General features: G+C 59.9%; 27 protein-coding genes. 6 read left to right on the plus strand and 21 right to left on the minus strand.

What is annotated here, in order from left to right:
* From ngg to ACA057_RS23495, 3 genes are all read left to right on the plus strand, one after another.
* Positions 1–1,749: an N-acetylglutaminylglutamine synthetase gene (ngg, locus tag ACA057_RS23485; RefSeq protein WP_497342758.1), complete on the plus strand. Its 1,749-nt coding sequence runs from the start codon at positions 1–3 to the stop codon at positions 1,747–1,749.
* A gap of 162 nt (positions 1,750–1,911) precedes the next feature.
* A complete protein-coding gene (locus ACA057_RS23490) occupies positions 1,912–3,102 on the plus strand; it encodes an osmoprotectant NAGGN system M42 family peptidase (protein ID WP_307327371.1) in 1,191 nt (396 codons plus the stop codon).
* 186 nt (positions 3,103–3,288) lie between these two features.
* Entirely contained in the window at positions 3,289–3,516 is a 228-nt protein-coding gene (locus ACA057_RS23495) for a YheU family protein (protein WP_010461751.1), read from the plus strand.
* A gap of 4 nt (positions 3,517–3,520) precedes the next feature.
* Here ACA057_RS23495 and csrA read toward each other — a convergent pair whose 3' ends face one another.
* The 3 genes from csrA to ACA057_RS23510 form a co-directional block, all read right to left on the minus strand.
* Positions 3,521–3,706, minus strand: coding sequence for a carbon storage regulator CsrA (gene csrA / locus ACA057_RS23500; RefSeq protein WP_497342761.1), 186 nt, complete (start codon positions 3,704–3,706; stop codon positions 3,521–3,523).
* 153 nt (positions 3,707–3,859) lie between these two features.
* Positions 3,860–4,192, minus strand: coding sequence for a YnfA family protein (locus tag ACA057_RS23505; protein WP_059406827.1), 333 nt, complete (start codon positions 4,190–4,192; stop codon positions 3,860–3,862).
* A gap of 64 nt (positions 4,193–4,256) precedes the next feature.
* Positions 4,257–5,072, minus strand: coding sequence for an SDR family oxidoreductase (locus ACA057_RS23510; RefSeq protein ID WP_497342763.1), 816 nt, complete (start codon positions 5,070–5,072; stop codon positions 4,257–4,259).
* A 281-nt stretch (positions 5,073–5,353) separates the two neighbouring features.
* Here ACA057_RS23510 and ACA057_RS23515 point away from each other — a divergent pair, with 281 nt between their 5' ends.
* Positions 5,354–5,512, plus strand: a complete 159-nt coding sequence (locus ACA057_RS23515) for a DUF3309 family protein (protein ID WP_169858239.1) — start codon at positions 5,354–5,356, stop codon at positions 5,510–5,512.
* A 57-nt stretch (positions 5,513–5,569) separates the two neighbouring features.
* On the opposite strand, the gene ACA057_RS23520 is transcribed toward ACA057_RS23515, so the two are convergent.
* The 11 genes from ACA057_RS23520 to ACA057_RS23570 form a co-directional block, all read right to left on the minus strand.
* A complete protein-coding gene (locus tag ACA057_RS23520; protein ID WP_497342765.1) occupies positions 5,570–7,663 on the minus strand; it encodes an LTA synthase family protein in 2,094 nt (697 codons plus the stop codon).
* 31 nt (positions 7,664–7,694) lie between these two features.
* Positions 7,695–7,922: a hypothetical protein gene (locus ACA057_RS23525; RefSeq protein WP_497342767.1), complete on the minus strand. Its 228-nt coding sequence runs from the start codon at positions 7,920–7,922 to the stop codon at positions 7,695–7,697.
* 266 nt (positions 7,923–8,188) lie between these two features.
* On the minus strand, positions 8,189–8,794 hold the full coding sequence (locus tag ACA057_RS23530; RefSeq protein ID WP_497342769.1) for an START domain-containing protein: 606 nt from the start codon (positions 8,792–8,794) through the stop codon (positions 8,189–8,191).
* A gap of 41 nt (positions 8,795–8,835) precedes the next feature.
* On the minus strand, positions 8,836–9,090 hold the full coding sequence (locus tag ACA057_RS23535) for a YkgJ family cysteine cluster protein (RefSeq protein WP_497342771.1): 255 nt from the start codon (positions 9,088–9,090) through the stop codon (positions 8,836–8,838).
* 165 nt (positions 9,091–9,255) lie between these two features.
* Positions 9,256–9,723 carry a translation initiation factor 2 gene (locus ACA057_RS23540; RefSeq protein ID WP_497342773.1) on the minus strand — a complete coding sequence of 156 codons (468 nt, stop codon included), beginning with the start codon at positions 9,721–9,723 and terminating at the stop codon, positions 9,256–9,258.
* 89 nt (positions 9,724–9,812) lie between these two features.
* The gene (locus ACA057_RS23545) at positions 9,813–11,252 is read right to left on the minus strand and encodes an aminotransferase-like domain-containing protein (protein ID WP_059406834.1); all 1,440 of its coding nucleotides are present in this window, start codon (positions 11,250–11,252) and stop codon (positions 9,813–9,815) included.
* A 212-nt stretch (positions 11,253–11,464) separates the two neighbouring features.
* Positions 11,465–12,277 (minus strand): OmpA family protein, encoded by an 813-nt coding sequence (locus ACA057_RS23550; protein WP_497342775.1) that lies wholly within the window; start codon positions 12,275–12,277, stop codon positions 11,465–11,467.
* A complete protein-coding gene (locus ACA057_RS23555) occupies positions 12,274–12,630 on the minus strand; it encodes a DUF4398 domain-containing protein (protein WP_059406836.1) in 357 nt (118 codons plus the stop codon). Before ACA057_RS23555 ends, ACA057_RS23550 begins: the two co-directional genes overlap by 4 nt.
* 9 nt (positions 12,631–12,639) lie before the next feature.
* Entirely contained in the window at positions 12,640–13,455 is an 816-nt protein-coding gene (locus ACA057_RS23560) for a substrate-binding periplasmic protein (protein WP_497342777.1), read from the minus strand.
* A gap of 188 nt (positions 13,456–13,643) precedes the next feature.
* The gene (locus ACA057_RS23565) at positions 13,644–14,573 is read right to left on the minus strand and encodes an electron transfer flavoprotein subunit alpha/FixB family protein (RefSeq protein WP_497342779.1); all 930 of its coding nucleotides are present in this window, start codon (positions 14,571–14,573) and stop codon (positions 13,644–13,646) included.
* Entirely contained in the window at positions 14,574–15,323 is a 750-nt protein-coding gene (locus ACA057_RS23570; protein ID WP_024164570.1) for an electron transfer flavoprotein subunit beta/FixA family protein, read from the minus strand.
* Between the two features lie 547 nt (positions 15,324–15,870).
* On the opposite strand from ACA057_RS23570, the gene ACA057_RS23575 reads away from it, so the two are divergent.
* Positions 15,871–17,535, plus strand: a complete 1,665-nt coding sequence (locus tag ACA057_RS23575) for an electron transfer flavoprotein-ubiquinone oxidoreductase (protein ID WP_497342781.1) — start codon at positions 15,871–15,873, stop codon at positions 17,533–17,535.
* A 182-nt stretch (positions 17,536–17,717) separates the two neighbouring features.
* Here the strand turns inward: ACA057_RS23575 and ACA057_RS23580 are convergent, their stop codons facing one another.
* Entirely contained in the window at positions 17,718–18,608 is an 891-nt protein-coding gene (locus ACA057_RS23580) for an AraC family transcriptional regulator (protein ID WP_497342783.1), read from the minus strand.
* Between the two features lie 191 nt (positions 18,609–18,799).
* Between ACA057_RS23580 and ACA057_RS23585 the strand changes: the two genes are divergently transcribed.
* Positions 18,800–19,852 carry an NAD(P)-dependent alcohol dehydrogenase gene (locus tag ACA057_RS23585; RefSeq protein WP_497342785.1) on the plus strand — a complete coding sequence of 351 codons (1,053 nt, stop codon included), beginning with the start codon at positions 18,800–18,802 and terminating at the stop codon, positions 19,850–19,852.
* On the opposite strand, the gene ACA057_RS23590 is transcribed toward ACA057_RS23585, so the two are convergent.
* The 6 genes from ACA057_RS23590 to ACA057_RS23615 all read right to left on the minus strand — a co-directional run bounded on the left by ACA057_RS23590 (position 19,849) and on the right by ACA057_RS23615 (position 25,726).
* Complete coding sequence (locus ACA057_RS23590) at positions 19,849–20,652, minus strand: IclR family transcriptional regulator (RefSeq protein WP_008152270.1); 804 nt, start codon at positions 20,650–20,652, stop codon at positions 19,849–19,851. The two genes, ACA057_RS23585 and ACA057_RS23590, sit on opposite strands and share 4 nt — an antisense overlap.
* Positions 20,653–20,712: 60 nt before the next feature.
* Positions 20,713–22,023 carry an MFS transporter gene (locus ACA057_RS23595; protein WP_497342787.1) on the minus strand — a complete coding sequence of 437 codons (1,311 nt, stop codon included), beginning with the start codon at positions 22,021–22,023 and terminating at the stop codon, positions 20,713–20,715.
* 198 nt (positions 22,024–22,221) lie between these two features.
* Positions 22,222–23,370, minus strand: coding sequence for a galactonate dehydratase (dgoD, locus tag ACA057_RS23600; protein WP_059406844.1), 1,149 nt, complete (start codon positions 23,368–23,370; stop codon positions 22,222–22,224).
* A gap of 61 nt (positions 23,371–23,431) precedes the next feature.
* Positions 23,432–24,052 carry a 2-dehydro-3-deoxy-6-phosphogalactonate aldolase gene (locus ACA057_RS23605; protein ID WP_497342789.1) on the minus strand — a complete coding sequence of 207 codons (621 nt, stop codon included), beginning with the start codon at positions 24,050–24,052 and terminating at the stop codon, positions 23,432–23,434.
* Between the two features lie 19 nt (positions 24,053–24,071).
* Complete coding sequence (locus tag ACA057_RS23610; RefSeq protein ID WP_497342791.1) at positions 24,072–25,064, minus strand: 2-dehydro-3-deoxygalactonokinase; 993 nt, start codon at positions 25,062–25,064, stop codon at positions 24,072–24,074.
* A gap of 179 nt (positions 25,065–25,243) precedes the next feature.
* A complete protein-coding gene (locus ACA057_RS23615; RefSeq protein ID WP_059406847.1) occupies positions 25,244–25,726 on the minus strand; it encodes a GNAT family N-acetyltransferase in 483 nt (160 codons plus the stop codon).
* Positions 25,727–25,735: the final 9 nt, after the last annotated feature.

Below are 25,735 nucleotides of genomic sequence, written 5' to 3' on the forward strand. Positions count from 1 at the left end.
ATGAAACCTCACGCCACGGCTTATAGCCAACGCTTGTTGCGCGGTCAGGCGCCCTCTTACGAGCGCCTGCAAGCGCGCCTTGCCGAAGATGGCAGCGAACTGGGCGCGGCGCCGATTGCGGTGCATTGCGGTTGGGGCCGGTTACTGATCGGCCACACCTTTCCCGATGCAGCGAGCCTCGCTCAGGAATTGCTCAACGAACAACCCGGCGAACGCGACATCGCCCTTTACGTCGCCGCGCCCCAGCAGGTGTTGGGGCTGGAACCGGCGCAGCTGTTTCTCGATCCGTCCGACACCTTGCGCCTGTGGTTCAGCGATTATCGCCAGTCGACCCGGGTGTTTCGTGGCTTTCGTATCCGCCGCGCGCAGAGCGAGTCGGACTGGCAGGCGATCAATCAGCTGTATCACTTGCGCGGCATGCTGCCGATCGACGCGAGTCTGTTGACCCCGCGTCATGAGGGCGGCCCGGTGTATTGGCTGGCCGAAGACGAGGACAGCGGCGCCATCATCGGCAGCGTCATGGGCCTCAATCACCACAAGGCGTTCAACGATCCGGAAAACGGCAGCAGCCTGTGGTGCCTGGCGGTCGATCCGCAATGCTCGCGGCCCGGTGTCGGTGAAGTGCTGGTGCGGCATTTGATCGAGCACTTCATGAGTCGCGGGCTGAGTTACCTCGACTTGTCGGTGCTGCACGACAATCGGCAGGCGAAGAGTCTTTACGCCAAGCTTGGCTTTCGCAACCTGTCGACCTTCGCCATCAAGCGCAAGAATTGCATCAATCAGCCGTTGTTTCTGGGCCCGGGCCCGGAAGCCGAGTTCAACCCGTATGCGCGGATCATCGTCGAGGAAGCGCACCGTCGCGGTATCGATGTGCAGGTCGATGACGCCGATGCCGGGATGTTTACCCTCAGCCATGGCGGGCGTCGGGTGCGTTGCCGCGAATCCCTCAGCGACCTGACCAGCGCCATCAGCATGAGCCTGTGCCAGGACAAAAGCCTGACGCACAAAGTGCTCAAGGCCGCCGGGCTGTACCTGCCGTCACAGCAATTGGCGGGGAATGCCGATGACAATCTGGCGTTTCTCGATGAGCACGAACGGGTGGTGGTCAAACCGCTGGATGGCGAACAGGGCCAAGGCGTGGCGGTGGATTTGCGGACCATCGAAGAGGTTCAACAAGCCATCGAGTCAGCCCGTCAGTTCGACAGTCGCGTGCTGCTGGAAAGCTTCCACGAAGGCCTGGATTTACGGATCGTGGTGATCGGTTTCGAGGTGGTCGCTGCGGCGATTCGCCGGCCGGCGGAAGTGGTGGGCGATGGTCAGCATTCCATCGGTGCACTGATCGAAGCCCAGAGTCGCCGCCGTCAGGCCGCCACCAGCGGTGAAAGCAAAATCCCGCTGGACCATGAGACCGAACGCACCTTGCAGGCGGCGGGTTACGACTACGAGAGCATTCTGCCGGCCGGCGAGCATCTGTTCGTACGGCGTACGGCGAATCTTCATACCGGCGGCATTCTTGAAGACGTCACGGCGATCCTGCATCCGACCTTGACAGACGCCGCCGTGCGCGCGGCGCGGGCGCTGGATATTCCGATGGTCGGGCTCGACCTGATGGTGCCGGCGGCGGATCAGCCAGAGTACGTATTTATCGAAGCCAACGAGCGCGCCGGACTGGCCAACCATGAACCGCAGCCGACGGCCGAGCGGTTTGTGGATTTGCTGTTTCCGCATAGTCAGCCGGCGGTCTCTTAGTGATGTAGCGCCTGGACGGGCCTATTCGCGGGCAAGCCTCGCTCCTACAGTTGATCGCGTTCCCCTGTAGGAGCGAGGGTCGCCCGCGAAGGCGTCAGTTCAGGCAACCATTCTTTTCCCCTCATCGAAACCATCGATGCTGTTTACTCATCAGGAGTTTCCATGACCAGCAAAATTCCCGAACCAGACCTCAACTACCTGCAAAAAGTCCTGCTGGAAATGCTCGCCATTCCCAGCCCGACCGGGTTCACCGACACCATCGTGCGCTACGTCGCCGAGCGGCTTGAAGAGCTGGGCATTCCGTTTGAAATGACCCGGCGCGGGACCATCCGCGCCACCCTCAAGGGCAAGAAGAACAGCCCGGACCGCGCGGTCTCGGCGCACTTGGACACCATCGGCGCGGCGGTTCGCGCGATCAAGGACAACGGTCGTCTGACCTTGGCCCCCGTCGGGTGCTGGTCCAGTCGTTTTGCCGAGGGCAGTCGCGTGAGCCTGTTCACCGACAACGGCGTGATCCGTGGCAGCGTGTTGCCGCTGATGGCTTCCGGGCACGCGTTCAATACCGCCGTGGATGAAATGCCGATCAGTTGGGATCACATCGAATTGCGCCTCGACGCCTATTGCGCCACTCGCGCCGATTGCGACTCATTGGGCATCAGCGTCGGCGATTTCGTCGCCTTCGACCCACTGCCCGAGTTCACCGAAAGCGGCCACATCAGCGCTCGTCACCTCGACGACAAGGCCGGTGTCGCCGCGTTGCTGGCGGCGCTGAAAGCGATCGTCGACAGCGGCGAAGAGCTGATGATCGATTGTCATCCGTTGTTCACCATCACCGAGGAAACCGGCAGCGGCGCTGCGGCGGCATTGCCGTGGGACGTCAGTGAATTCGTCGGCATCGACATTGCGCCCGTCGCGCCGGGCCAGCACTCCAGCGAACACGCGGTGAGCGTGGCGATGCAGGATTCCGGCGGGCCGTATGACTATCATTTGTCACGGCACTTGCTGCGACTGGCCAGTGACAACGAGCTGCCGGTGCGCCGCGACCTGTTCCGGTATTACTTCAGCGATGCGCACTCGGCAGTGACCGCCGGCCATGACATTCGCACCGCCCTGCTCGCCTTCGGCTGCGACGCCACCCACGGTTATGAACGCACCCACATCGACAGCCTGGCAGCGCTCAGCCGCTTACTCGGCGCTTACATCCTCAGCCCGCCGGTGTTCGCCAGCGATGCGCAACCGGCCAAGGGTTCGCTGGACCGGTTCAGTCATCAGATCGAACATGACACGCAGATGGAAAGCGATACCCGGGTGCCGTCGGTGGACAGTCTGGTGGGGCAGCGGTCGGAGAGTTGATCCAAGGGTTTTCGTTGTTTGAAAGATTGCCTTCGCGGGCAAGCCTCGCTCCTACAGGAGCGAGGCGTTCAATTGTAGGAGCGAGGCTTGCCCGCGAAAGCGTCAAATCAGGCACCGCATCAGGCCCGGGCTAGCCGCCACCGCCCATTCGCCGTAGCATCGCGCCATTGTTTAGCCGAGGTGCCTATGCTGATCCCCTACGACCAACTTGAAGTCGACACCCTGACCCGCCTGATCGAGGATTTCGTGACCCGTGACGGCACCGACAACGGTGATGACACGCCGCTGGAAACCCGCGTGCTGCGCGTTCGTCAGGCGTTGACCAAAGGCCAGGCCTTGATCGTCTTCGATCCGGACAGCGAGCAATGCCAGTTGATGCTCAAGCATGACGTGCCCAAGCACCTGTTCGACTGAGGCCTCAGCGCCCCTTGGTCTTATCCAGTTCGAGCTGGATACGGTCGTAGATTTCTGCCCGGTGCACAGGGACGGCCCGTGGCGCTTCGATACCGAAGCGCACGGTGTCTCCACTGACCGCCACCACGCGCACGGAAATCTCGTCACCGATGGAAATCAATTCGCCCACAACGCGACTGAGTACAAGCATGGCATTCGTCCTTCAGGGTTATCGAACCCTGAAGATGCCCGCCAAGCCACAGGTCTTCAATGCAGCGGCAGCAAATCAGACCGTCCCTACAGCGTGGGCCGTACGCCCCTTACGGAAACGTCCGACATAACCCGTCAATGAAGGACAGCCCTTTCAGGACGCGGAGAAGCGCGGCCCGAAAAGGATGACACTGGCCCCGATCACGCACAGCGCCACACCAATCCAGTCCGAGCCCAGCGGACGAATCCGCTCGACCACCGCCAGCCAGCCGATCGACGCAATGATGTAGATGCCACCGTAAGCGGCATACGCGCGCCCGGCGTAAGTGGCTTCGACTCGGGTCAATAGCAACGCGAACAAGGTCAGGCTGAGCAGTGCCGGTACCACCCACCAAACGCTTTTTCCCTGGCGCAGCCACATCCAGAAGGCGAAGCAACCGGCGATTTCGAACAGTGCGGCGAGGAAAAACCACAGGTAATTGAGCATGCAAACGTCTCGCGAGGGATGGCCGATGGCGGCCACCCTAACGAGGGAGTTGCCTGCGGGCAAGTCAGCCTGCGGTTTGTTTGGCCTTGGCGCGCATTTTGTCGGCCATGACGGTCATTTCGTTGTAAAGCAGTTGCGGGTTCTTCTGCTTGAGCGCCCAGGCCATCCGGCCCTGCTCGTGCGGCAGGATCATGAACTCGCCGTCGGCGACGTGCTGATAGATGTAGTCGGCAATGTCGGCTGCGCTGATGGGCGAGCTTTCCAGCAACTTGCCGACCTGGGCTTTCATGGCCGGTGTCGGGCCTCGGAAGGAATCCAGCAAGTTGGTCTGGAAGAACGACGGGCACACCACATGCACAGCGATTTCCTGTTGCGCCAGTTCGACCAGCAGGCTTTCCGACAGCGCCACCACACCGGCCTTGGCCACGTTGTAGTTGCTCATGGCCGGGCCTTGCATCAGGGCCGCCATCGACGCGATATTGATGATCTTGCCTTTGCTTTTTTCCAACAGCGGCAGGAAGGCCTTGCAGCCCTTGACCACGCCCATCAGGTTGATTGCGATCTGCCAGTCCCAGTCTTCCAGGGACAGTTCGTTAAAGAACCCGCCCGAGGCGACGCCGGCATTGTTGACGATGACATCGATGCCACCGAGTTTCTCTTCGCAGGCCTGGGCGAAGGCCGTCAGCTGGCTGTAATCGCGCACGTCGCAACGCTGGATGAAACCGTTGCCGCCGGCTTCTCGGACCAGTTTCAAAGTTTCTTGCAGGCCGGGCTCGCTGACGTCCGACAATGCCAGCTGCCAGCCTTCGCGCGCCCAGCGCAGCGCGATTTCGCGACCCAGGCCAGAGCCCGCGCCAGTGATCATCATGCGATTTTGCATAGCAAACAGCCTTGTTGTTCCGGGGAAGATCTGCCGAGTGTAGCGAAGGAAATTGCCGGACCCACGCTCCATCAGATTGCTGAATGGCCCGAGCAAACCGTGGGAGCGCCTGAATCAACTAGCGCCATATAAAACGAAATAAGCCTTTCTTCGAAAAACATTAAAAAAACTTGGAATTTTCCTTCATGTGCGACAGTCGGATTTTGTAAGCAGCTCGGGTTTATTTGCATTCCAGCTGATAGTTACAAGCTAGGTCATTCGAGAACACTTCCAACAAGGAAATAGACATGGGCACAATTCTTATCGTTATTCTGATCCTCCTGCTGGTAGGTGGTTTGCCGGTCTTCCCTCACTCCAGAAGTTGGGGTTATGGCCCGTCGGGTATCATCGGCGTGGTGTTGGTAGTGCTGTTGATCCTGCTGTTGCTTGGCAAGATATAAAGAATTAAAAGGCAAAAAAAAGAGGCCCCCAGGGCCTCTTTTTTATTGCGCCACTCTTTAGTCCGGCTTGCCGTCAACCACACCGGCGGTGTTGTCGATCAGGCTTTTGGTCGCCGTTTGCAGGAACGCTTCGAGCTTGAGTTTCAGCTCGGCTGTACGCGGTGCATCCGGCACGATCTCGGCGTGCGGCGTGGCGCCCAGTTCGTACCGGTACATCTTCGGCGCCATTTCTTTTTCTTTCGGCAGCACCAGAATCTGGTCAGCGGTGATGATCGCCGTGGTCTGTTCACTGCCCGATGGCTTGATCACACCAAAACCGGTGTCGCCTTCAGGCAGATTGAGCAGGTCACGTCCCCAGCACTGATGGCGCACTTCGCCACCGATGCGACCCATGATGGTCGGCACGATGTCGATCTGCGTACCCACGGTGTGGTCACGCTGGCCGAATTTTTCCTGGATGCCCGGCGCGATCATCAGCATCGGTACGTTGAAGCGGCCCAGGTCCATTTCGGTGATCTGACGCTCGTTGCCAAACCCGTGGTCGCCGACGATGACAAACAGGGTTTCCTTGAAGTACGGCTCCTTGCGGGCCTTTTCAAAGAACTGGCCCAGCGCCCAGTCCGCGTAACGCATGGCGGTCAAATGTTCGTTCAGGCTACCGCGATCGGTCACACGCTCGACCGGCAATGGCGTCGGCAAGGCGTATGGCGTGTGGTTCGACAGGGTTTGCAGCAACGCGTAGAACGGCTTGCCGTTTTCCCGCGCCTTGAGCTCTGTCAGGCCACGGTCGAACATGTCCTGGTCGGACACGCCCCACGTCGGGTCGGAGAACACCGGGTTGACGAAGTCGTTACGACCGATGAAGTTGGTCATGCCCTGGCTGCTGAAGAAACCCGACTGGTTATCCCACGCGAAGTCGCCGTTATAGACGTACACGTCGTCGTAGTCACGAGCACTGAGCAATTGCGGCAGGCCCGACAGTTTGTGGCTGCCTTCCGGGGTCTGCATCAGGTATTCGAAACCCGGCAGGTTCGGGAAGCAGGCCATCGTGGCGAACATACCCTGGTGGGTGTGGGTGCCGTTGGAGAAGAAGCGGTCGAACAGCAGGCCTTCTTTCGACAGTTTGTCGAGGTACGGCGTGATGTTGCCCGGTGCGCCCAAGGCGCCGACCGAGTGACCGGCCATGCTTTCCATCAGGATCACGACGACGTTCTTGATCGGCAGTGTCTTGTCGCTCGGCGGCGTGTAGTCGCGACGCACGGCCGCGGTCTCGCTATCCACCAGTTTGTCGTCCGGCATCACCAGCAGGTCACGCACGATTTGCTGGGCTTGCGGCTGTGGCAACGTCGCTTTCCAGATGTTGTCGCGATCTTCGGACATCCGGCTCTTGGCCGCCGCGACCAGCGACAATGTGCCGTTGAGGCCCAACTGGTTGGCGAAGTTCGAGTCGGTGGTGTAGACGTCACCCCAACGCAGCGGCGGGCCTTGACGCAGGGTGCCGCGAGCGGCAACCACACACACCAGCAGGCACACCACGAACACGGCGATGCGTGAATACCACGGCGCGATCTGGCGCGTGCCGATGCTGCCGCCGCTGAACGGGCCGCGAGGGCGGGTAGCGCGATCGGCGCCCTTGAATGCCAAGGTCAGGATCAAGGTACCCACGCCCCAGGCCAGCAGGTAGCGAACCACCGGGAAACCGTACCAGAGCATGCTCATCACGGTTTTCGGGTCTTCTTTCACATACTGGAAGACCAGGCCGTTGAGGCGCTGGTGGAACTCGCGGTAGAAGTCCATCTCCATCAGGCCGAGGAACAGCGCGATGCTCGAGGCGATGGTCAGCCAGAAACGGAAAAACCCGCGTGCGGCCATGGCCCGGGCACTGAACAGTGCCAGCAGCAACGGAATGCAGAGGTAGACCACCAGGCGCAGGTCGAAACGCAGGCCGTTGGCGAAGGCTTCGAAAAAAGTCGATGCGGGTGTGTCGAGGATCATTTCGCGGTTGTAGACCAGCAGCGCGACGCGCAGCAGGCTGAACATGACCATCATGACCAGAGCACACAGCAGCGTGTAGGCCAGATGCGATTTGACGGTCGGTTGCAGCAGGCGACTAGAAGCTCGCTGCTGATTCAGGGCGTCCGGGATTGCCATGTCGTTTTAGGACCCATTGGAAGTTTAAGTTTCAAAAATACAGCTGCGCCTTGCCCTCTGTTGGCCAGTTCTCGGCCCCGGGGCTTGCGCGGTGCGCAAATGTTGCACGATCAACCGCCGCAATGCCATTGATTACTGCCCGGATGTTGGCGCGGGCGAATTGTCTTGGACGCTTTGTGAAAATTTCGTACAGGGCGATATCTGGAAACACAATTAAGGCTGCGGCCCTTTCGTTCGGTGCCTCGCCGTGGCTCGGCATGCCGGCTGGCCTGATTGGGGAATACGCATTCCCCTGCAGGAGCGAGCTTGCTCGCGAAGAACGTTAACGATGACGTGTTTCAGCGGGAAAAACGCGGTGCCTGTGGGTTCATCGCGAGCAAGCTCGCTCCTACAGGGGATCGGTGCGCTACAAATGGATGGGCACACACGGTCAATGTAGGAGCTGCCGAAGGTTGCGATCTTTTGATCCTGCTGTTGCGCGTTGCGCAAAGGGCTGCCGCGGCAAGGATGCCGCGGTAGCCGCCGTTACTTCTCAGCGCGTTCCTTCAAAGCTTTCAAGGTATTAAACGGCGCATCCACCACAAATTTGTTGGCAACCATCGAAGGAATGCTGCCGCCCGGCTCGGTGTGCACCTGATAAGTCACTTCAACCTGATCGCCCTTGGGCACAAATTTCCAGAAACCATCAACCTTTGTCACCCGCACAAAACCCTTCTCTTCAGGAATGTACGTCGGCACACCTTCAAGTTTGCGAGTCAGGCTGCCATCAGCACCCACGGTGCTAGTGATATGCAACACCGAATCACGCGCAGTCACCGGCCAAGGCGTATTGAACTGCGTATAGGTCCAGCTCTGATCGCCTTCGTGCTTGAGCAACTTCTGGGACTTGCACTCGTGAATCCAGGCACAGGCGCCGGACACGTCTTCCTGCAGCGCACGCAACTTGGCCATGGTGGTTTTCATCAACGTGACACCCTGGTAAGCCTTGTAATCTGACCCGGCCACTTCACTCAGGGAAACCTTGATGCCGTCTTCATTCTTGGCGACTTTCCAGTCTTCGGCCTGAGCAGCCGTGGAGGCCAGTAAAACCGTCAAACCACACAACACAGCCATTCGATGCAGCGAACCCATAGTCTTATTCCTTATTGTTGAAGTTCCGTTCCTCGAACACATCACGCAGCCGTCATTTCCTCCCACCAACCCAGCAATTTGATTGCTTCGTCATTACTGCTACCGCACACCTCGACGTCGGCCTCGAACGCCGAACACACCGCCGGGCGCTCCGGCTTACCGAAAATGCTGCACAGGTTTTCGACAGAGAGTTGTACGCAGCGTTCTCCCGCAGGCTTGCCATTGGGCATGCCGGGAATGGGTGAACTGATGGAAGGGGCAATGCAACAGGCGCCACAGCCTGCACGGCATTTCATGACGACGAGCTCCTCGCGATAGCTGATGTGTTAAAGGACGGGGCACAGAGTAACCGCTAAAACAGTTGTTTAAAATTACTTCGGGCCGGGTTTTTTCGCTGAAACGAAGGTGACTGACCAGTCTCCGACAAAGCGTCTGGTTGACGGGTCACCGAGGGGATGAAATTAACGCTTGAACTCGAATTCCAGCGCGGCGCCTTCGACTTCACGGCGCTCTTCGTTACGCAGTTGTAGCTGCATTTCGTTGCTGATCAGCCTTCCGTTGAGCTGAAACGGAGTGGCCTTGTCGCCGAACATTTGCGGCAACACCGTATCGTGGCGGGGCATCGGGACTGTACCGATCGGCTTCAGCTCCTCGGCCATGTCCTTGGGCAGGCTCAAATCCAGTGTCGCCGGCGGGAGTTGAGTTTTCACCACCTCGCTCGCCGGTTTCGATTTGGAAGCAATCGGCGGACGCTTTTTCACCACTGCAGCCTTCTTTTTCACCGGCGCGGCTTTCTTGGCCGGTGCCGGTTTCTTCGACGTGGCGCTTGCGGGTGGTTTTTCCTGAACGGCAGCCGCCATGACGCCTTCGGCATGCAAGGTCATCAACAGGCAGATCGATAGCCAAACGGCGGCGAAAATAGGTTTCATGGACCCAACAGCGCTAGCGGCAGAGGGCCGTATGCTCGCCTGTTGCACGCAACAAGACAAGCTCGGGCAGGAAGAACCTGCCCAATCCGTCAAATGCCGCCGGCCATCTCCTGGCATAGCTGGGTGGCGAGCATGCCGAGGGTCATCAAGGCGCGCTCCGCTTCACGGTTCCAGGGTGTGCCGCAGTTCAGCCGGATGCAGTGATTGAACTGCTCGGTGTTACTGAAAATCAGCCCCGGCGCGATGCTGATGCCTTGTTGTAAGGCGCGCACGTGCAGTTCCTGGGTATTGACCCGTCCCGGCAAACTGACCCACAAAATGAAGCCGCCGGTCGGCCGGGTCATCTGCGTGCCTTCCGGGAAATACTGTTGCACCGCCAGCTGGAAGGCGCTGAGATTCTTGCGGTACTCCTGACGGATGTAGCGCAAATGCCGGTCGTAGCCGCCATTCTCCAGATAAGCGGCAATGCCCATCTGCGTGACGCTGCAAGCGGAATGAGTACTGAAGGTCTGCAAACGCTGGATTTCCTGCTGGTATTTGCCGGCAATCATCCAGCCGATCCGCACACCTGGCGACAGGGTTTTGGAAAAGCTTGAGCAATAGATCACCCGATCCAGCCGATCGTAGGCCTTGAGTGATTTGGTGCGACCTTGCTCGAACATCAGTTCGCCGTAGATATCGTCTTCGACAATCTGGATATCGAAATCCGAGGCCAGACGCAGCAATTGCTTCTGGCGTTCCTCGGGCATCGTGCCGCCCAGTGGATTGCTCAGACGAGTGGTCAGCACCAGGGCTTTGATCGACCACTGGTTGGCCGCCAGTTGTAGCGCTTCAAGGCTCATGCCGGTGGCCGGATCGCTGGGAATTTCGATGACTTTGAGGCCCAGCAGGTCCGCCAGTTGCAGCAAACCGTAATAGGTCGGCGACTCGGCAGCGATCAAATCGCCCGGCCGGGTCAGTACGCGCAAGGACATCTGCAGGGCATCGACGCAGCCGTGGGTAATCACCACTTCCGAGGGGTCGACCACCACGCCGGCGTCACGCATGCGAATCGCCACTTGCCGCCGCAGCGGTTCGAAACCGGGGCTGAACATGTAGCTGAAGGCGCGCGGACTATGGAAACGGGTGACTTTGGCCAACTGCTGATGCAGCGCCCGCACCGGCAGATAGTCGACGCTGGGCACCGCGGCGCCCAAGGGAAAGACACCCTCGCGGCGGGATTCGACCAACACTTGTTGAATGATGCTGCTGCGGGTGACCAGGCCTGGACGCTCGACTCGGGCGATGTCCGGCGTCGGCGCGGTGAGCGCCGGCGTCTGGTGCACGTAGTAACCCGATTGCGGCCGGGCACGGATCAGGCCCTGATCTTCCAGGTTGGCGTACGCCTGCAACACCGTCGCATGGCTGACGTTGAGCTGCGAACTCATCTTGCGCACCGAAGGCACGCGCTCCCCCGGTTGATAGACACCACGGCGGATGTCTTCGGCCAGTTGTTGAGCAATACGTTGGTAGAGCAAGAGATTGGTCATGACGCAGCACTCGATTTCACGGGCATTTTATTCTTGTATGAAACAATACCGGAACAGTTTAGAAGTGTACGGGGACAGTTGCCACAATAGTCGACCGTACAGTGCGGTGTCAGCAAAATCTGTACTGCTTTTTCTGGCATGGGCGAGCTGACCGGCAGGCGTAAAAAAACCCGGCGCTGCATGGCAGGCCGGGTTTTCCAGTGACGCAACCCTTAACGGGCGGCGCCGAGCTGGCCTTTTTCGTCGGAGAATACAATTTCCACCCGACGGTTCTGCGCACGTCCCCGTTCGGAGGCGTTCACGTCGACCGGGTATTCATCGCCGTAACCTTCAACCTGAATACGTTTGTCGTCGATGCCCAGGTCCATCAGCACGTCTGCCACCGATTGCGCACGGTCACGGGACAGCTTGAGGTTTTCCTGCTTGCCGCCGGTACTGTCGGCATAGCCTTCGATGCGCACCACGCGCTTGGGGTTGAGCTGCAGGAACTGCACGATCTTCAACACCACGCGGTTCGCCGAGTTTTTCAACTCCGCTTCGCCGGTATCGAACAACACGTCGCCGAGGGTCATCACCAGGCCACGGTCGGTCTGGGTGGTGGCCAGCGCGACAATCTGCTCTTCAAGCCACTTGCCCTGCTGCTGCACGCTGAGCAATTTCGATTCGCGCAGGGCCAGTTGCAGGCGCTGACGTTCCAGTTCGAGCTTGGCGGCCCGTTCCTCATTGAGGACCTGATTGGTATGTTCGCGGGCAATTTCGCTGTAGCGCTGGCTCAGGTAAGCGTAATGCACCACGTCCGAGCCGCTGCCCCAGTAACTGGACAAGCGATCGGCGCGGGCCAGGGATTCACCGGCACGGATCACGTCCTTGGGCGCGATTCGCAGCACGTTGGAGTCTTCCTTGACCTTCTGGAAGTCAGTGCCGGCCTGCTGCAACGCGGTCTCGCTGTGCTGACCGGCACAGCCATAAAGGCTGGCGCAACCGGCCAGGATCAAGCCGCCGAGTACTGTGCTCTTGAGGCTCATTGGGCATCTCCCAGTTGCTTGCGCAGGCGAGTGATGCGGGTATTGAGCACGTTCAACTGCTCCTCGCTCTTGAGGGTCAGTACCTTGGCTTCGGCCAGGCGCGCATCCAGCTCAGCCTGTTCGGCGCGCATGCGTGCGTTCTTGAAGGATTGGTCGTTCATGCTGCCCTTGGCACGGTTGAACTTGTCTTCGGCCAATTTCATTTCCGGTACATCATCGGCTGTGGCGCCGACGGCCTTGGCTTGTTCGAGCGCTTGCTCGGTCAGGCGCAATTGTTCATTCGGCGCCGGATCGGCTGCACAACCCGCCAGAGCCAGAACGGCCAGGGCAGCGAAAAGAGGTCGAATACTCACTAAAAATCCCTACTGTTTTGGGGTACTGGCGGGTTGTTGCTGTTGCTGCGCTTTCCAACGCTCGATGTTGCGTTGCAGCACAGCTTCCGTCAGTCCGGACGCGGGCAATTCTGTCATCTTTTTGGCCAGCTGTCCGCGCAACCACGGATCGTTGCAGGCGGAGTTGTGGGAAACCGCGAGAAACAGGCCGGGTTTGTCGACCGGTTGTGGGCGCGCGACCAGATCGTTGTCCATGCTCAGTGCCTGCGCGGCGGCCATGCCCGAGTAGCGTCCCGCGAGGACAAATTCCACTTCGCCCAAGAGCAATTTCTGCAAGGCCTGGGTCAGGTTGGGCGTACGCACGAGGGTCAATTGCTGCTCGGCGAACATGCCGAATGCCTGCGTCATTCGAGACTTTTCCGACAAAGCGCCGGGATGACCATGCAAGTCTTGCAGTTGGTTGTAGACCAATGCCGAGTCTTTGCGGGTCCAGACCAGGTAATCGTTTTCCAGCAACGGCGGATGAATGTAATCCAGGGACTCCAGTTCGCTGACGGTCAACGGCGCATCGGCCAGCATGTCCATGCGCCCGCTGCGCACTTCGTCCAGGGCCTGGGAGCGTTTGCCGGCGTAGAGTATGTCAACCTTGATGCCCAACTGCCCCGCCACTTGCTGCAATAAATCGGCACTGGCGCCGATCAGGTGCTTGGGGTTTTGCGGGTCTTGCCACAGGTACGGCGGCGCATCCGGGCTGCCGGTGACTACCAGCCGCTCGCACTTGCCCGCGGCGAAAGACAGCGCCGGCAACAGCAACAATGACCAACCAAACACTCGGCGCAGCTCCATGGCAATACACTCCACTCAAACGGTTTACCTGTAGGAGCGAGCTGGCTCGCGATGCTCTTCAATGCGCCGCGTTTATACAGGACTCACGCGTCATCGTTGACGTCCATCGCGAGCCAGCTCGCTCCTACAGAAAAGCAAAAAAAAAGCCCGACCAAAAGGTCGGGCTCTTTATAAGTCAAGCGGCTGGGTTAGACCAGCTTCTCGAACTCTGGGATGGCTTCGAACAAGTCAGCCACCAGGCCGTAATCGGCCACCTGGAAGATCGGCGCTTCTTCGTCCTTGTTGATCGCAACGATCACTTTGGAGTCTTTCATGCCGGCCAGGTGCTGGATCGCGCCGGAGATACCGACGGCGATGTACAGCTGTGGAGCAACGATCTTGCCGGTCTGACCGACCTGCATGTCGTTGGGTACAAAACCTGCGTCGACCGCGGCGCGGGAAGCACCGACAGCAGCGCCCAGCTTGTCAGCCAGGGCGTACAGGTGTTTGAAGTTGTCACCGTTCTGCATGCCGCGACCGCCGGAAACGACGATCTTGGCAGCGGTCAGTTCCGGACGATCGGACTTGGCCAGTTCTTCGCCGACGAAGCTGGAAATCGCAGCATCGTGAGCAGCGGCAACGGCTTCAACAGCGGCCGAACCCCCTTCAGCGGCAACCGGGTCGAAACCGGTAGCACGCACGGTGATCACTTTGACCGCAGCGTTCGATTGCACGGTTGCGATGGCGTTACCGGCGTAGATCGGGCGCTTGAACGTGTCAGCGCTTTCGACCGAGATGATCTCGGAGATCTGGTCAACGTCCAGCTGAGCGGCAACGCGCGGCAGGATGTTTTTGCCGTTGGAAGTGGCGGCAGCCAGGATGTGGCTGTAGCCCTTGCCCAGCTCGGCAACCAGAGGAGCAACGTTTTCCGGCAACTGATGCGCGTAAGCAGCATTGTCAGCGTTCAGGACTTTGCTCACACCAGCGATTTTCGCCGCCGCTTCAGCCACGGCGCCAGCGCCTTGACCTGCAACCAGCACGTGGATGTCACCACCGATTTTGACGGCGGCAGCCACGGTGTTCAGCGTGGCCGGGGCCAGCACTTTGTTGTCGTGTTCAGCAATAACCAAGATAGTCATTTAGATTACCTTCGCTTCGTTTTTCAGTTTCTCGACCAGTTCAGCCACCGACTTGACCTTGATACCCGCGCTGCGTGCAGCCGGCGCTTCGACTTTCACGGTCTTGTTGGTGGAGGCGGTGGAAACGCCCAAAGCGTCCGGAGTCAGCACTTCGAGAGGCTTCTTCTTGGCTTTCATGATGTTTGGCAGGGACGCGTAACGCGGCTCGTTCAAACGCAGGTCGGTGGTGACGATGGCCGGCAGTTTCAGGGAAACCGTCTGCGCGCCGCCGTCGACTTCGCGCGTCACGGCAACGCTGTCGCCGCTGATCTCGACTTTCGAGGCGAACGTGCCCTGACCGTAGCCGCTCAGTGCAGCGAGCATCTGGCCAGTCTGGTTGTTGTCGCTGTCGATGGCTTGTTTGCCAAGGATCACCAGCTGCGGCTGTTCCTTGTCGACAACTGCTTTCAACAATTTGGCAACGGCCAGGGAAGTCAGATCTTCAGCGGATTCGACGAGGATGGCGCGGTCGGCACCCAGAGCCAGCGCGGTGCGCAGTTGCTCTTGAGCGGTGGACGGGCCGATCGAGACGACGACGATTTCAGTCGCAACGCCTTTCTCTTTCAGGCGTACGGCTTCTTCCACGGCGATTTCGCAGAATGGGTTCATCGACATCTTCACGTTAGCGAGGTCGACGCCGGAATTGTCCGCCTTGACGCGAACCTTGACGTTGTAATCCACAACGCGTTTGACAGCTACAAGAACCTTCATGGATTCCTCGTTACTCTCCGGTGAAAAGAAAGTCGCCTAGGCGAACCTGGCGGTTGATGCTCATCGGGCGCAAGGGCACCTCCAAAAACGCCGGCACATGTGTCAAGGGACCCTCGCTCACGATGCGCATGACCGTTCGTCAGTGGTGACTAACGAGTCATTCAATATCGCGGCGTGTAAACTGCGCGCCAAGCCCGCGCGGCGCATCACCTTGTACCGCCATCGCCCTGTCTTTAGAGGTGCTCTTGAAACCAACAGTCAGCCTACGGCGAGCGCAAAACCGACCGTATCTTGACCGGAACGCCTATTCCGGTCAATACGGCAAAATGGCCAGTCATAAGCCGCGTGACTTTGATTTCTCTGGCTTTGAGCCGATTCAAACAAACGTTTGTATTGGACGCTAGGAGTGGTGTAGATATAATGCGCCACCCAGAGAGAAAGGTGGTTCATCGATTGTCCTCTTCCCGCATTGCGCAGGAATTCATGGATGCGACACCAAACTTCCAATTAGAAAAAAAACTGTTGAGCCTTGAGTAGGAGATAACCTGTGGAACGCGAATACATGGAATTCGACGTCGTCATCGTCGGTGCCGGCCCCGCTGGTCTTTCCGCCGCCTGCCGCTTGAAGCAGAAGGCCGCCGAAGCCGGTAAGGAAATCAGCGTCTGCGTGGTCGAAAAAGGCTCCGAAGTCGGTGCTCACATCTTGTCCGGTGCCGTGTTCGAACCACGCGCCCTGAACGAATTGTTCCCGGACTGGAAAGAACTCGGCGCGCCGCTGAACACGCCGGTCACCCGCGACGACATTTTCGTCCTCAAGAACGCCGACAGCGCGCAGAAAATCCCTGACCTCTTTGTGCCCAAGACCATGCACAACGAAGGCAACTACATCATCTCCCTGGGCAATCTGTGCCGCTGGCTGGCTCAGCAGGCCGAGAACCTGGGCGTGGAAATCTACCCGGGCTTCGCCGCTCAGGAAGCACTGTTCGACGAGAACGGCGTGGTTCGCGGGATTATCACTGGCGACCTGGGCGTTGACCGCGAAGGCCATCCGAAAGAAGGCCTGTACACCCCGGGCATGGAACTGCGTGGCAAGTACACGCTGTTCGCCGAAGGTTGCCGCGGCCATATCGGCAAGCAGCTGATCAAGCGCTTCAACCTCGACAGCGAGGCCGATGCCCAGCACTACGGCATCGGCCTGAAAGAAATCTGGGAAATCGATCCGGCCAAGCATCAACCAGGCCTGGTGGTGCACACCGCCGGTTGGCCGCTGGACATCATGGGCACCGAGAACACCGGCGGCTCGTTCCTCTATCACCTGGAAAACAACCAGGTGGTGGTCGGCCTGATCGTCGATCTGTCCTATAGCAACACCTACCTGTCGCCGTTCGACGAGTTCCAGCGCCTCAAGCATCACCCGGTGCTCAAGCAGTACCTGGAAGGCGGCAAGCGCATCAGCTACGGCGCGCGCGCCATCTGCAAGGGCGGCCTGAACTCGCTGCCAAAAATGGTCTTCAAGGGCGGCGCGCTGATCGGCTGCGACCTCGGCACCCTGAACTTCGCCAAGATCAAGGGCAGCCACACCGCGATGAAGTCCGGGATGCTCGCCGCTGAATCCGTGGCCGAAGCGCTGTTCGCCGAGAAAGACGGCACCGAAGAGCTGACCACTTACGTCGACGCCTTCAAGAAGAGCTGGCTCTACGACGAGCTGTTTGCCAGCCGTAACTTCGGCCCGGCGATCCACAAGTTCGGCGCCATCGTCGGTGGCGGTTTCAACTGGCTCGACCAGAACATCTTCGGCGGCAAACTGCCGTTCACCTTGCACGACACCAAGCCGGATTACGCTTGCCTCAAACTCGCGGCCGACTGCAAGAAGATCGACTACCCGAAACCCGACGGCAAGATCAGCTTCGACAAACTCAGCTCGGTGTTCATCTCCGGTACCAACCATGAAGAAGAACAGCCGTGCCACCTGAAGTTGACTGACCCGAGCATCCCGATCAGCAAGAACCTGCCACTGTACGATGAGCCTGCCCAGCGCTACTGCCCGGCCGGCGTGTACGAAGTGGTGACCAAGGAAGACGGCGAGAAGCGCTTCCAGATCAACGCCCAGAACTGCGTTCACTGCAAGACCTGCGACATCAAGGACCCTGCACAGAACATTACCTGGGTGGCACCGGAAGGCTCCGGCGGCCCGACTTACCCGAACATGTAAGTCGAACGGCTGAACATCAAGGCTCCCGAAACGGGGGCCTTTTTGTTGCCCTAAATCCCGAACTCACCCCAATCCCCTGTGGGAGCGAGCCTGCTCGCGATAGCGGTTTATCATCCGCTATAGATGTCGACTGACACACTGCTATCGCGAGCAGGCTCGCTCCCACAAGGGACATAGCAGGATCAAGCGGCGCGTTCGTCGCCGGGGCTGCGCTCGAAGTAGCGCTTGTACTCGCGACTGAACTGCGACGTGCTCTGATACCCGACGCGATGCGCCACCTGCGCCACGCCCAGCCCTTCCGCCACCAGCAACGCCTGCGCCTTGAGCAAGCGCAAGCGTTTCAAATACTGCACCGGCGACAACAAGGTGCTGCGCTTGAAATGCTCGTGAAAGGTCGACGCACTCATGTTCGCGCAACTGGCCAGTGTCTCGACGTTCAAGGGCTCGGTGTAATGCGCATGCAAATGACTGAGCGAGGCCGCGATCCGCGCGAATTGCCCCTGCTGCTCGACCAGCGCCCGCAGCACATCGGCTTGCGGTCCGCGCAAGACGACGAACAACAACTCGCGCAATCGCGCCTGGCCCATCACCTGGCATTCCAGCGGATCGTGCAGGCAATGCAACAGACGCTCAACACAACCGCGCATCGCATCGTCGAGCACCGCCGAGGTCATGGACTCTGGCGTCTGCGCCGGGATATAGCGCCCCGGCGCCAGCCTCATGGCCAATACCAACTCACCGAGCAACACCCGGTCAATGGCGATGGACACGCCCAGCATCGGGCCATCCGGCGCCGAAAACGTCTCGCACTCGAACGGCACCGGCAACGCCTGAATCAAATAATGCCCGGCACCGTATTCCAGCGTCCGAGGGCCCAGATACGCCAGTTTGCTGCCTTGGGCGATGATCACCAGGCTGGGCTCGTAGATCTGCGGACCCCGGGCGACATCGCAACTGGCGCGCAAAACCTGCACGCCCGGCAAGGCGGTGGGCGCAAAACCATCGCGCGTGGTCAGCGGCTCAATCAACGAAACCAGCGTGGCATTGGCGTCAAGATGACGGGTCAACAACATGGGAGCTCTTCACAGAAAAAGTCGCGGAAAAAGGGATGAAAGCATCATCGCAGGTCTGATCGCCAATGCGCTCGTTCAAAGGCCGATGCCGGAGGATTAGGCATGACACCCGGAGGAATCGCCATGGCCGCTGGCCGGTACCGCGCCCAGAATTCGCTACCTCACCTGTCACTGCTTTTGCGAGGTTCCTCATGTACACCGCCATCGGATACGCCGCCCAATCGGCCACCACTCCCCTCGCCCCGGTCAAATTCGAACGCCGCAGCCCTCGGGCCGACGACGTGGCGATCGATATTCTCTACTGCGGCGTCTGCCATTCCGACATCCATCAGGCACGTAACGAGTGGGGCATTGCCGTTTACCCGCTGATGCCCGGCCACGAGATCGTAGGCAAAGTTACCGCCGTCGGTGCGAACGTCACCAAACATAAGGTCGGCGATCTGGTGGGCGTCGGTTGCATGGTCGATTCGTGCCGCAGCTGCGAAGCCTGCCAGGCCAACCTCGAGCAATACTGCCTCGAAGGTACGACCATGACCTACGCCACCCCAGACCGGGTCGACGGCAGCAACACCATGGGCGGTTACTCCGACAGCATCGTGGTCAGTGAGCACTTCGTCGTGCGCATCCCGGAAAAACTCGACCTGGCCAGCGCCGCGCCGATTCTTTGCGCCGGCATCACCACCTACTCGCCACTCAAGCATTACGGCGTGAAGGCTGGCGACAAGGTCGGGATTCTCGGCATGGGCGGCCTCGGTCATATGGGCATCAAGTTCGCCAAGGCCATGGGCGCGGAAGTCACGCTGTTCACTCGCTCGGCGAGCAAGGCTGAAGAAGGTCGTCGCCAGGGTGCGGACCACGTGATCGTGTCCACCGATGCCGAACAGATGAAGGCTGCTGCCGGACAGTTCGACTTCCTGCTCGACACCATTCCGGTGCAGCACGACCTCAATCCCTACCTCGACACCCTGCGTTTCGACGGCGTGCACATTCTGGTGGGCCTGATCGAACCGGTCGATCCACCGGTGCATGCCGGCAAACTGGTGATGAGCCGTCGCGTGCTGGCCGGCTCGCTGATCGGCGGCATCGCCGAAACCCAGGAAGTGCTGGATTTCTGCGCCGAGCACAACATCACCTGCGACATCGAAATGCTCGACATCCGTCAGATCAACGAGGCTTACGCCCGCATGATTGCCGGTGACGTGAAGTACCGCTTCGTGATCGACATGGCCACGCTGAAGATTTAAACCTTAGCGCCAAGCTCCGCCGACAGCCGAGCCGTGACCCCTTTGATCAGGGGAATCAGCTCGGCCATTTTTTCCAGCGGCATGTACGGCACGGTGCTGGCGATGCTGATGCCGGCAACGATGCGCTTGCTGGCATCACGAATCGGCGCGGCCACGCAACGGATCGACGGTTCGTTGTCTTCCAGGTCGAAGGCGTAACCGCCCGCGACATACTCGACCATGCGCTGCTGAAACTGCTCCCAGGACTGCTCGGGGTGCTGCGGCCAGAACTGATTTTTCCCACCCGCCGGCAAGCTGACTTCGTACAGCCGCTGCCATTCTTCCTGCGTGTCATCGAGCATCAGCGCCTTGCCGATCCCGGTGCGCGCCAACGGCATGCGATGGCCGACCCGCGAACGCATTTCCGGGCCATTGCGCCCCGGATTCTTGTGCAGGTACAGCACTTCGTCGCCTTCGCGAATCGCCAAGTGAATGGTGTCGCCCGTCAACGCCGACAACTCATCCAGATACGGCCCGGCCAACGTCACCAACGGCAACTCTTCGCGCGCCTGGAAGCCCAACTCGATCAGCTTCGGCCCCAACAGGTAACCGACCTGCGGCACCACCCGCAGATAACGCTCGTCCACCAGGCAACTGGCCAGACGATGGGTGGTGCTGCGCGTGGTGCCGATCAACCGGGCAATTTCCTTGAGATCGCGGGCGCCACTGGCCACGGCCTGAACCACACCCAAACCACGAAGCAGGGTCTGAGTGCCGGTCGGCGCGGCGTCCTTGGCGATTTTTGGGGCGTCTTCCTGCATATCCAGCCTTTACCGTTGAGCGAGTGAACGGGCGGCATTATGGTCGCCCGACGGCTGCGACTACAACTTGATACGCTCGACTTTACCCACCAGCAAGATGTAGGAAAGTGCACCCAACAACGCCAGAACCGAGATATAGGTGATCGCCGGGGCGAACGAATCACCGGTGGCGAGGAAACCAATGACGATGGGCGTGGCAATGGCCGACAGGTTGCCGATGAAATTGAACACCCCGCCGGTCAACCCAAGCAGGCGTGCCGGCGCCAGGGTCGACACCAGCGACCAGGTGATCGACGCCAGGCCGTTGCCGAAAAACGCCAGCGCGAGGAAGGCAATCACCAGCGGCGTCGACTCGACGAAGTTGGCGCCGATGATCGACGTGGAAATCAGCAGGCCGCCAATGATCGGCAACTTGCGGGCGAACCCTACCGTGTAGCCGCGACGGATCAACCAGTCGGAGAAGAACCCCGAACACAGCACGCCGACGAAGGCCGCGAGAAACGGCAGCGACGCCAACAGGCCGGACTTGATGAAGTCCATGCCGCGATATTTCACCAGGTACGTCGGGAACCACGTCAGAAAAAACCACAGCGTCGAGTTGAGGCAAAACTGGCCGAGGTAGATGCCCCAGAGTTTACGTTTGCTCAGGACGATGCCGAGGTCGGTCCAGCTGAATTTGGCTTTGACTTTGGCTTGTTCAGCCTGGATATCCACCAGCCCGCCACCCTCGCGGATCAGCTCGATTTCCGCGTCGTTGGCGCCTTTGAAATCCCGTGGCTCGCGATACACCGCGTACCAGATCACAGCCCACACAATGCCCACCGCACCGGTGCTGACGAACACCATGTGCCAGCCAAATTCATGCTGCAACCAGGCGAGTACCGGCGTCAGGAATGCCAGGCCGACGAACTGCCCGGAGGTGTAGAAACCGATGGCCGTGGCGCGCTCGCGCTCCGGAAACCAGGTCGTCACTACCCGGCTATTGATCGGATACGCCGGTGCTTCCAGCGCACCGACCGCCATGCGCAGTACGAACAGTGCGATGAAACTGGCGGCGAAGCCGAGCATCACCGTGGCGATCGACCACAGCAGCAGTGCAACGCTGTAGAGGATGCGCGGCGGAACCCGATCCACCAGCCAGCCGCCGGGGATTTGCATGGCGGCGTACGTCCAGCCGAATGCGGAGAAAATTAGCCCGACGTGGATCGGGTCGATGCCCAGTTCGCTGGTCAGCGCCGGCGCGGCAATCGACAGATTGCTGCGGTCCAGGTAATTGATCACCACGGTGATGAACAGCAGGACCATGATGAAAAAACGCTTGCGACTGGGCGTCACCAACGACGCCTGCCCGGTGAGGGTTTGCGGTTGCATGGGGAATGCCTCTTCTTATGTTTATTGAGGTCGGTGTGAAATCGGGGTTTGCCGAAAATCTCGCGGTCCATGGAGATCAAACTGTGGGAGCCAGCCTGCTGGCGATGGCAGTGTGTCATTCACCATAAATGCTGAATGTGCCGGCCCAATCGCCAGCTGGCTGGCTCCCACAGGGAATGGCGGTGGGTCAGGGAGCACTCACCACTCGGCAAAACTGCCATCGGCATGGCGCCAGATCGGGTTGCGCCAGCGGTGGCCGACCTTCGCGCGTTCGATCACGTATTCCTCGTTGATCTCAATGCCCAGGCCAGGGCCGTTGGGGATTTTCACGAAGCCTTTGTCGTAGTCGAACACCCGCGGATCCTTGACGTAATCCAGCAGGTCATTGCTCTCGTTGTAGTGGATGCCCAGGCTCTGCTCCTGGATGAACGCGTTGTAGCAAACCGCGTCCAGTTGCAGGCACGCTGCCAACGCGATCGGGCCCAACGGACAATGCAGCGCCAGCGCCACGTCGTAGGCTTCGGCCATGTTGGCGATTTTGCGGGTTTCGGTGATACCGCCGGCATGAGACGCGTCCGGCTGGATGATGTCGACGTAACCTTCGCTGAGCACGCGCTTGAAATCCCAGCGCGAAAACAAGCGCTCGCCCAAGGCGATTGGCGTGCTGGTCAGCGGCGCCAGTTCCTTCAGCGCTTCGTAGTTTTCGCTGAGTACCGGCTCTTCGATGAACATCAATTTGTACGGATCGAGTTCCTTCATCAGCACCTTGGCCATGGGCTTGTGCACCCGGCCATGGAAGTCGACGCCGATGCCAATGTTCGGCCCGACCGCGTCACGCACGGCGGCGACGTTGGCCAGGGCCAGGTCGACTTTCTCGAAGGAGTCGAGGAACTGCAGCTCTTCAGTGCCGTTCATTTTTACTGCGGTAAACCCACGCTCGACGGCTTCCTTCGCCGCACGCGCCGTGTCGGCCGGGCGGTCGCCGCCAATCCACGAGTAGACGCGAATCTTGTCGCGCACCTGGCCACCGAGCAGATCACTGACCGACACGCCCAAGGCCTTGCCCTTGATGTCCCACAACGCCTGGTCGATACCGGCCAGGGCGCTCATGTGAATCGCGCCACCACGGTAGAAGCCGCCGCGGTAAAGCACCGTCCAGATGTCTTCGATGTTGCGTGGGTCTTTGCCGATCAGGTAGTCGGACAATTCTTCAACGGCGGCAGCGACCGTGTGGGCACGGCCTTCGACCACGGGTTCGCCCCAGCCGGTCACGCCTTCGTCGGTTTCGATCTTGAGGAAGCACCAGCGCGGCGGAACGATGAAGGTGGTCAGTTTGGTGATTTTCATCTGTGCTCTCTTTTTGTAGATACAGCTCTTTTAGATGCAGCGCGCTCGGCGCCAGAAAGTCTTAACGCAGAGCGTTCCATGCAGCGACGTAGGCCTTGGCGTTAACGGCCACTTCCTCGGGCGTCATGCCCGGTTTGAACAATCCGGAACCGAGGCCGAAACCTTTCACGCCGGCGTCGATAAACACCTGCATGTTGTCCGGCGTGATGCCGCCGACCGGCGCCAGGATCGTTCCCGCTGGCAACACTGCGAGCCAGGCTTTGACGACTGCCGGGCCCATCTGCTCGGCCGGGAACATCTTCAGTACGTCCGCGCCTTCGGCCAATGCGGCAAACGCTTCGGTCGGCGTCGCAACACCCGGCGACAGGTACAACCCGGCGGCTTTCGCTGCGCGCAATACCTTGGCATCGCTGTGGGGCATGACGATGACCTGGCCACCCGCCGCTTTCACGAGCTCGACCTGTTCCGGTGTCAACACCGTGCCGGCACCGATCAGGCAATCGGCCGGCAAGGTACTGCGCAGGATGCGGATACTGTCGTACGGTTCAGGGGAATTGAGCGGCACTTCGATGACGCGAAAGCCGGCCGAGTACAGGACTTCGCCAATGGCTGCCGCTTCTTGCGGACGCAGGCCGCGCAGGATCGCGATCAAACCGTTTTGTGCCAGTGCTTGTTTGAGCATGTCAGACCTCCAGTCAGGTTTAACGGGATGGGTTCGCTGTGATCAGTCCGGCGGCGAGCGCCAACTGCCACAACCCGCGTTCGGTGGCTTGTTCGGCCAGTGTCACTCGGGCAAAACCACAGGCATCGAGCGCCCGGCTGTAGCGGGCACAGAGTTGGGCATTGCCAATGAGGATGATCGACGGCAGATGCACGCTGTTGCGTCGACGGCGCTGAACGCTGGCCAACGCCGACAGTTCATGGCCGATCAGCAGGCCGGACAGATAATCCGCTTGAGCGGTGGCGCTGAGTTCACCGGTCAGGCCGAGGCTGCGGGCACTGAACAACGTCGACAGCGGGCCGATTTCGCCGTCCGCCGACAGGGCCACTTGCACACCGCGATCAAAGGCTTCGCCATCGAACGACGCCGCCTTTTGCTGAGTGCGCCCCAAAATGCTGTGTTCGCTGAGCACGGCGAAGACTTCGCCGGTCATGAAGGTATCGAAATGCACGATGCAGCCGTCGGCCACTTCCACCCATTTCGAATGACTGCCCGGCAGGCCGATCAACAGATCACCGCCCGCCCCGCTCGGCAGATTCTGCAGCACGCCGAGCACTTGGGTTTCTTCGCCGCGCATCACATTCGGCAGGCGCGAACGCTGTATCACGCCCGGCACGATGTGCACGTCGACACCGCGAAGACTGCGAACCGTTTGTAGGGAAGTTCCGAGATTGGCGACGTTCGCCGGCGTATCGCGGTAGGCCGCTTCGCGCCAGCCCTGGGCGCTGCCGACCATGCCACAGGCGATCACCGGCAAGTCGGGTTGCGCGTCGAGCCAGTCGCCGCAAGCTTCATCGAAAGCCAGTTCAAAACCGTCGGTGCAGGCCTGACCGGCGATGATTCGCGGCGTCCGCGGCAGCTGCATGATCCCCGACGACAGCGAGCGCTGTTCGAGCACCTGGCCACCGAGGCCCAGTTTGTAAGCACGTAATGAGGTTGTCCCCCAATCGAGCGCGATCAATTGCGCCAGCATCGCTTCACCTGTTTTGTTTTTGGCAGTGAGTGAGCTGGACTATAAACCCGGGCGGACTAAAATCTCAATATATAAATATCACTCCCATATATTGGGATACAGACAAAAAAAGATCGCAGCCTTCGGCAACACCTGATTGGGTCAGGCACCGCCGAAGGCTGCGATCTTTTAAAAGGGCATCAATTGCCGTCGGCAAACTCGCGCAGCACTTTCCCATCCATCCGATACCGCACCCACTCTTCCTGCGGTTGCGCGCCAAGGGATTTGTAGAACTCGATCGCCGGTTTGTTCCAGTCCAGCACGCTCCACTCGAACCGCCCGCAATCATTGGCGCAGGCGATTTTTGCCAGGTGGCGCAGCAAGGTTTTACCGGCGCCGCCGCCACGCTGTTCGGGGGTGATGTAGAGGTCTTCGAGGTACAGACAGTTGCTGCCCAGCCACGTGGAGTAACTGAAGAAGAACACCGCAAAACCAATCGGTGAACCGTCGCGCAGGCAGATCAGGCCGTGGGCGGTGGCGCCTTCGCTGAACAGGCTGCGCTCGATGTCGGCGACGCTGGCGATGACTTCGTGGCGGGCACGTTCGTAGTCGGCCAATTCCGTGATGAACGAGAGAATTTGCGGTGCATCACTGGGGGTCGCCGGGCGGATCTCGATCGTCATGGACGTGCC

Source organism: Pseudomonas sp. LBUM1661 (assembly GCF_059695925.1).

Coding starts and splice junctions, on each gene's coding strand:
- ngg (WP_497342758.1), top strand. CDS start 1: ATGAAACCTCACGCCACGGCTTATAGCCAACGCTTGTTGCGCGGTCAG.
- ACA057_RS23490 (WP_307327371.1), top strand. CDS start 1,912: ATGACCAGCAAAATTCCCGAACCAGACCTCAACTACCTGCAAAAAGTC.
- ACA057_RS23495 (WP_010461751.1), top strand. CDS start 3,289: ATGCTGATCCCCTACGACCAACTTGAAGTCGACACCCTGACCCGCCTG.
- csrA (WP_497342761.1), bottom strand. CDS start 3,706: ATGCTTGTACTCAGTCGCGTTGTGGGCGAATTGATTTCCATCGGTGAC.
- ACA057_RS23505 (WP_059406827.1), bottom strand. CDS start 4,192: ATGCTCAATTACCTGTGGTTTTTCCTCGCCGCACTGTTCGAAATCGCC.
- ACA057_RS23510 (WP_497342763.1), bottom strand. CDS start 5,072: ATGCAAAATCGCATGATGATCACTGGCGCGGGCTCTGGCCTGGGTCGC.
- ACA057_RS23520 (WP_497342765.1), bottom strand. CDS start 7,663: ATGGCAATCCCGGACGCCCTGAATCAGCAGCGAGCTTCTAGTCGCCTG.
- ACA057_RS23525 (WP_497342767.1), bottom strand. CDS start 7,922: ATGCCGAGCCACGGCGAGGCACCGAACGAAAGGGCCGCAGCCTTAATT.
- ACA057_RS23530 (WP_497342769.1), bottom strand. CDS start 8,794: ATGGGTTCGCTGCATCGAATGGCTGTGTTGTGTGGTTTGACGGTTTTA.
- ACA057_RS23535 (WP_497342771.1), bottom strand. CDS start 9,090: ATGAAATGCCGTGCAGGCTGTGGCGCCTGTTGCATTGCCCCTTCCATC.
- ACA057_RS23540 (WP_497342773.1), bottom strand. CDS start 9,723: ATGAAACCTATTTTCGCCGCCGTTTGGCTATCGATCTGCCTGTTGATG.
- ACA057_RS23545 (WP_059406834.1), bottom strand. CDS start 11,252: ATGACCAATCTCTTGCTCTACCAACGTATTGCTCAACAACTGGCCGAA.
- ACA057_RS23550 (WP_497342775.1), bottom strand. CDS start 12,277: ATGAGCCTCAAGAGCACAGTACTCGGCGGCTTGATCCTGGCCGGTTGC.
- ACA057_RS23560 (WP_497342777.1), bottom strand. CDS start 13,455: ATGGAGCTGCGCCGAGTGTTTGGTTGGTCATTGTTGCTGTTGCCGGCG.
- ACA057_RS23565 (WP_497342779.1), bottom strand. CDS start 14,573: ATGACTATCTTGGTTATTGCTGAACACGACAACAAAGTGCTGGCCCCG.
- ACA057_RS23570 (WP_024164570.1), bottom strand. CDS start 15,323: ATGAAGGTTCTTGTAGCTGTCAAACGCGTTGTGGATTACAACGTCAAG.
- ACA057_RS23580 (WP_497342783.1), bottom strand. CDS start 18,608: ATGTTGTTGACCCGTCATCTTGACGCCAATGCCACGCTGGTTTCGTTG.
- ACA057_RS23585 (WP_497342785.1), top strand. CDS start 18,800: ATGTACACCGCCATCGGATACGCCGCCCAATCGGCCACCACTCCCCTC.
- ACA057_RS23590 (WP_008152270.1), bottom strand. CDS start 20,652: ATGCAGGAAGACGCCCCAAAAATCGCCAAGGACGCCGCGCCGACCGGC.
- ACA057_RS23595 (WP_497342787.1), bottom strand. CDS start 22,023: ATGCAACCGCAAACCCTCACCGGGCAGGCGTCGTTGGTGACGCCCAGT.
- dgoD (WP_059406844.1), bottom strand. CDS start 23,370: ATGAAAATCACCAAACTGACCACCTTCATCGTTCCGCCGCGCTGGTGC.
- ACA057_RS23605 (WP_497342789.1), bottom strand. CDS start 24,052: ATGCTCAAACAAGCACTGGCACAAAACGGTTTGATCGCGATCCTGCGC.
- ACA057_RS23610 (WP_497342791.1), bottom strand. CDS start 25,064: ATGCTGGCGCAATTGATCGCGCTCGATTGGGGGACAACCTCATTACGT.
- ACA057_RS23615 (WP_059406847.1), bottom strand. CDS start 25,726: ATGACGATCGAGATCCGCCCGGCGACCCCCAGTGATGCACCGCAAATT.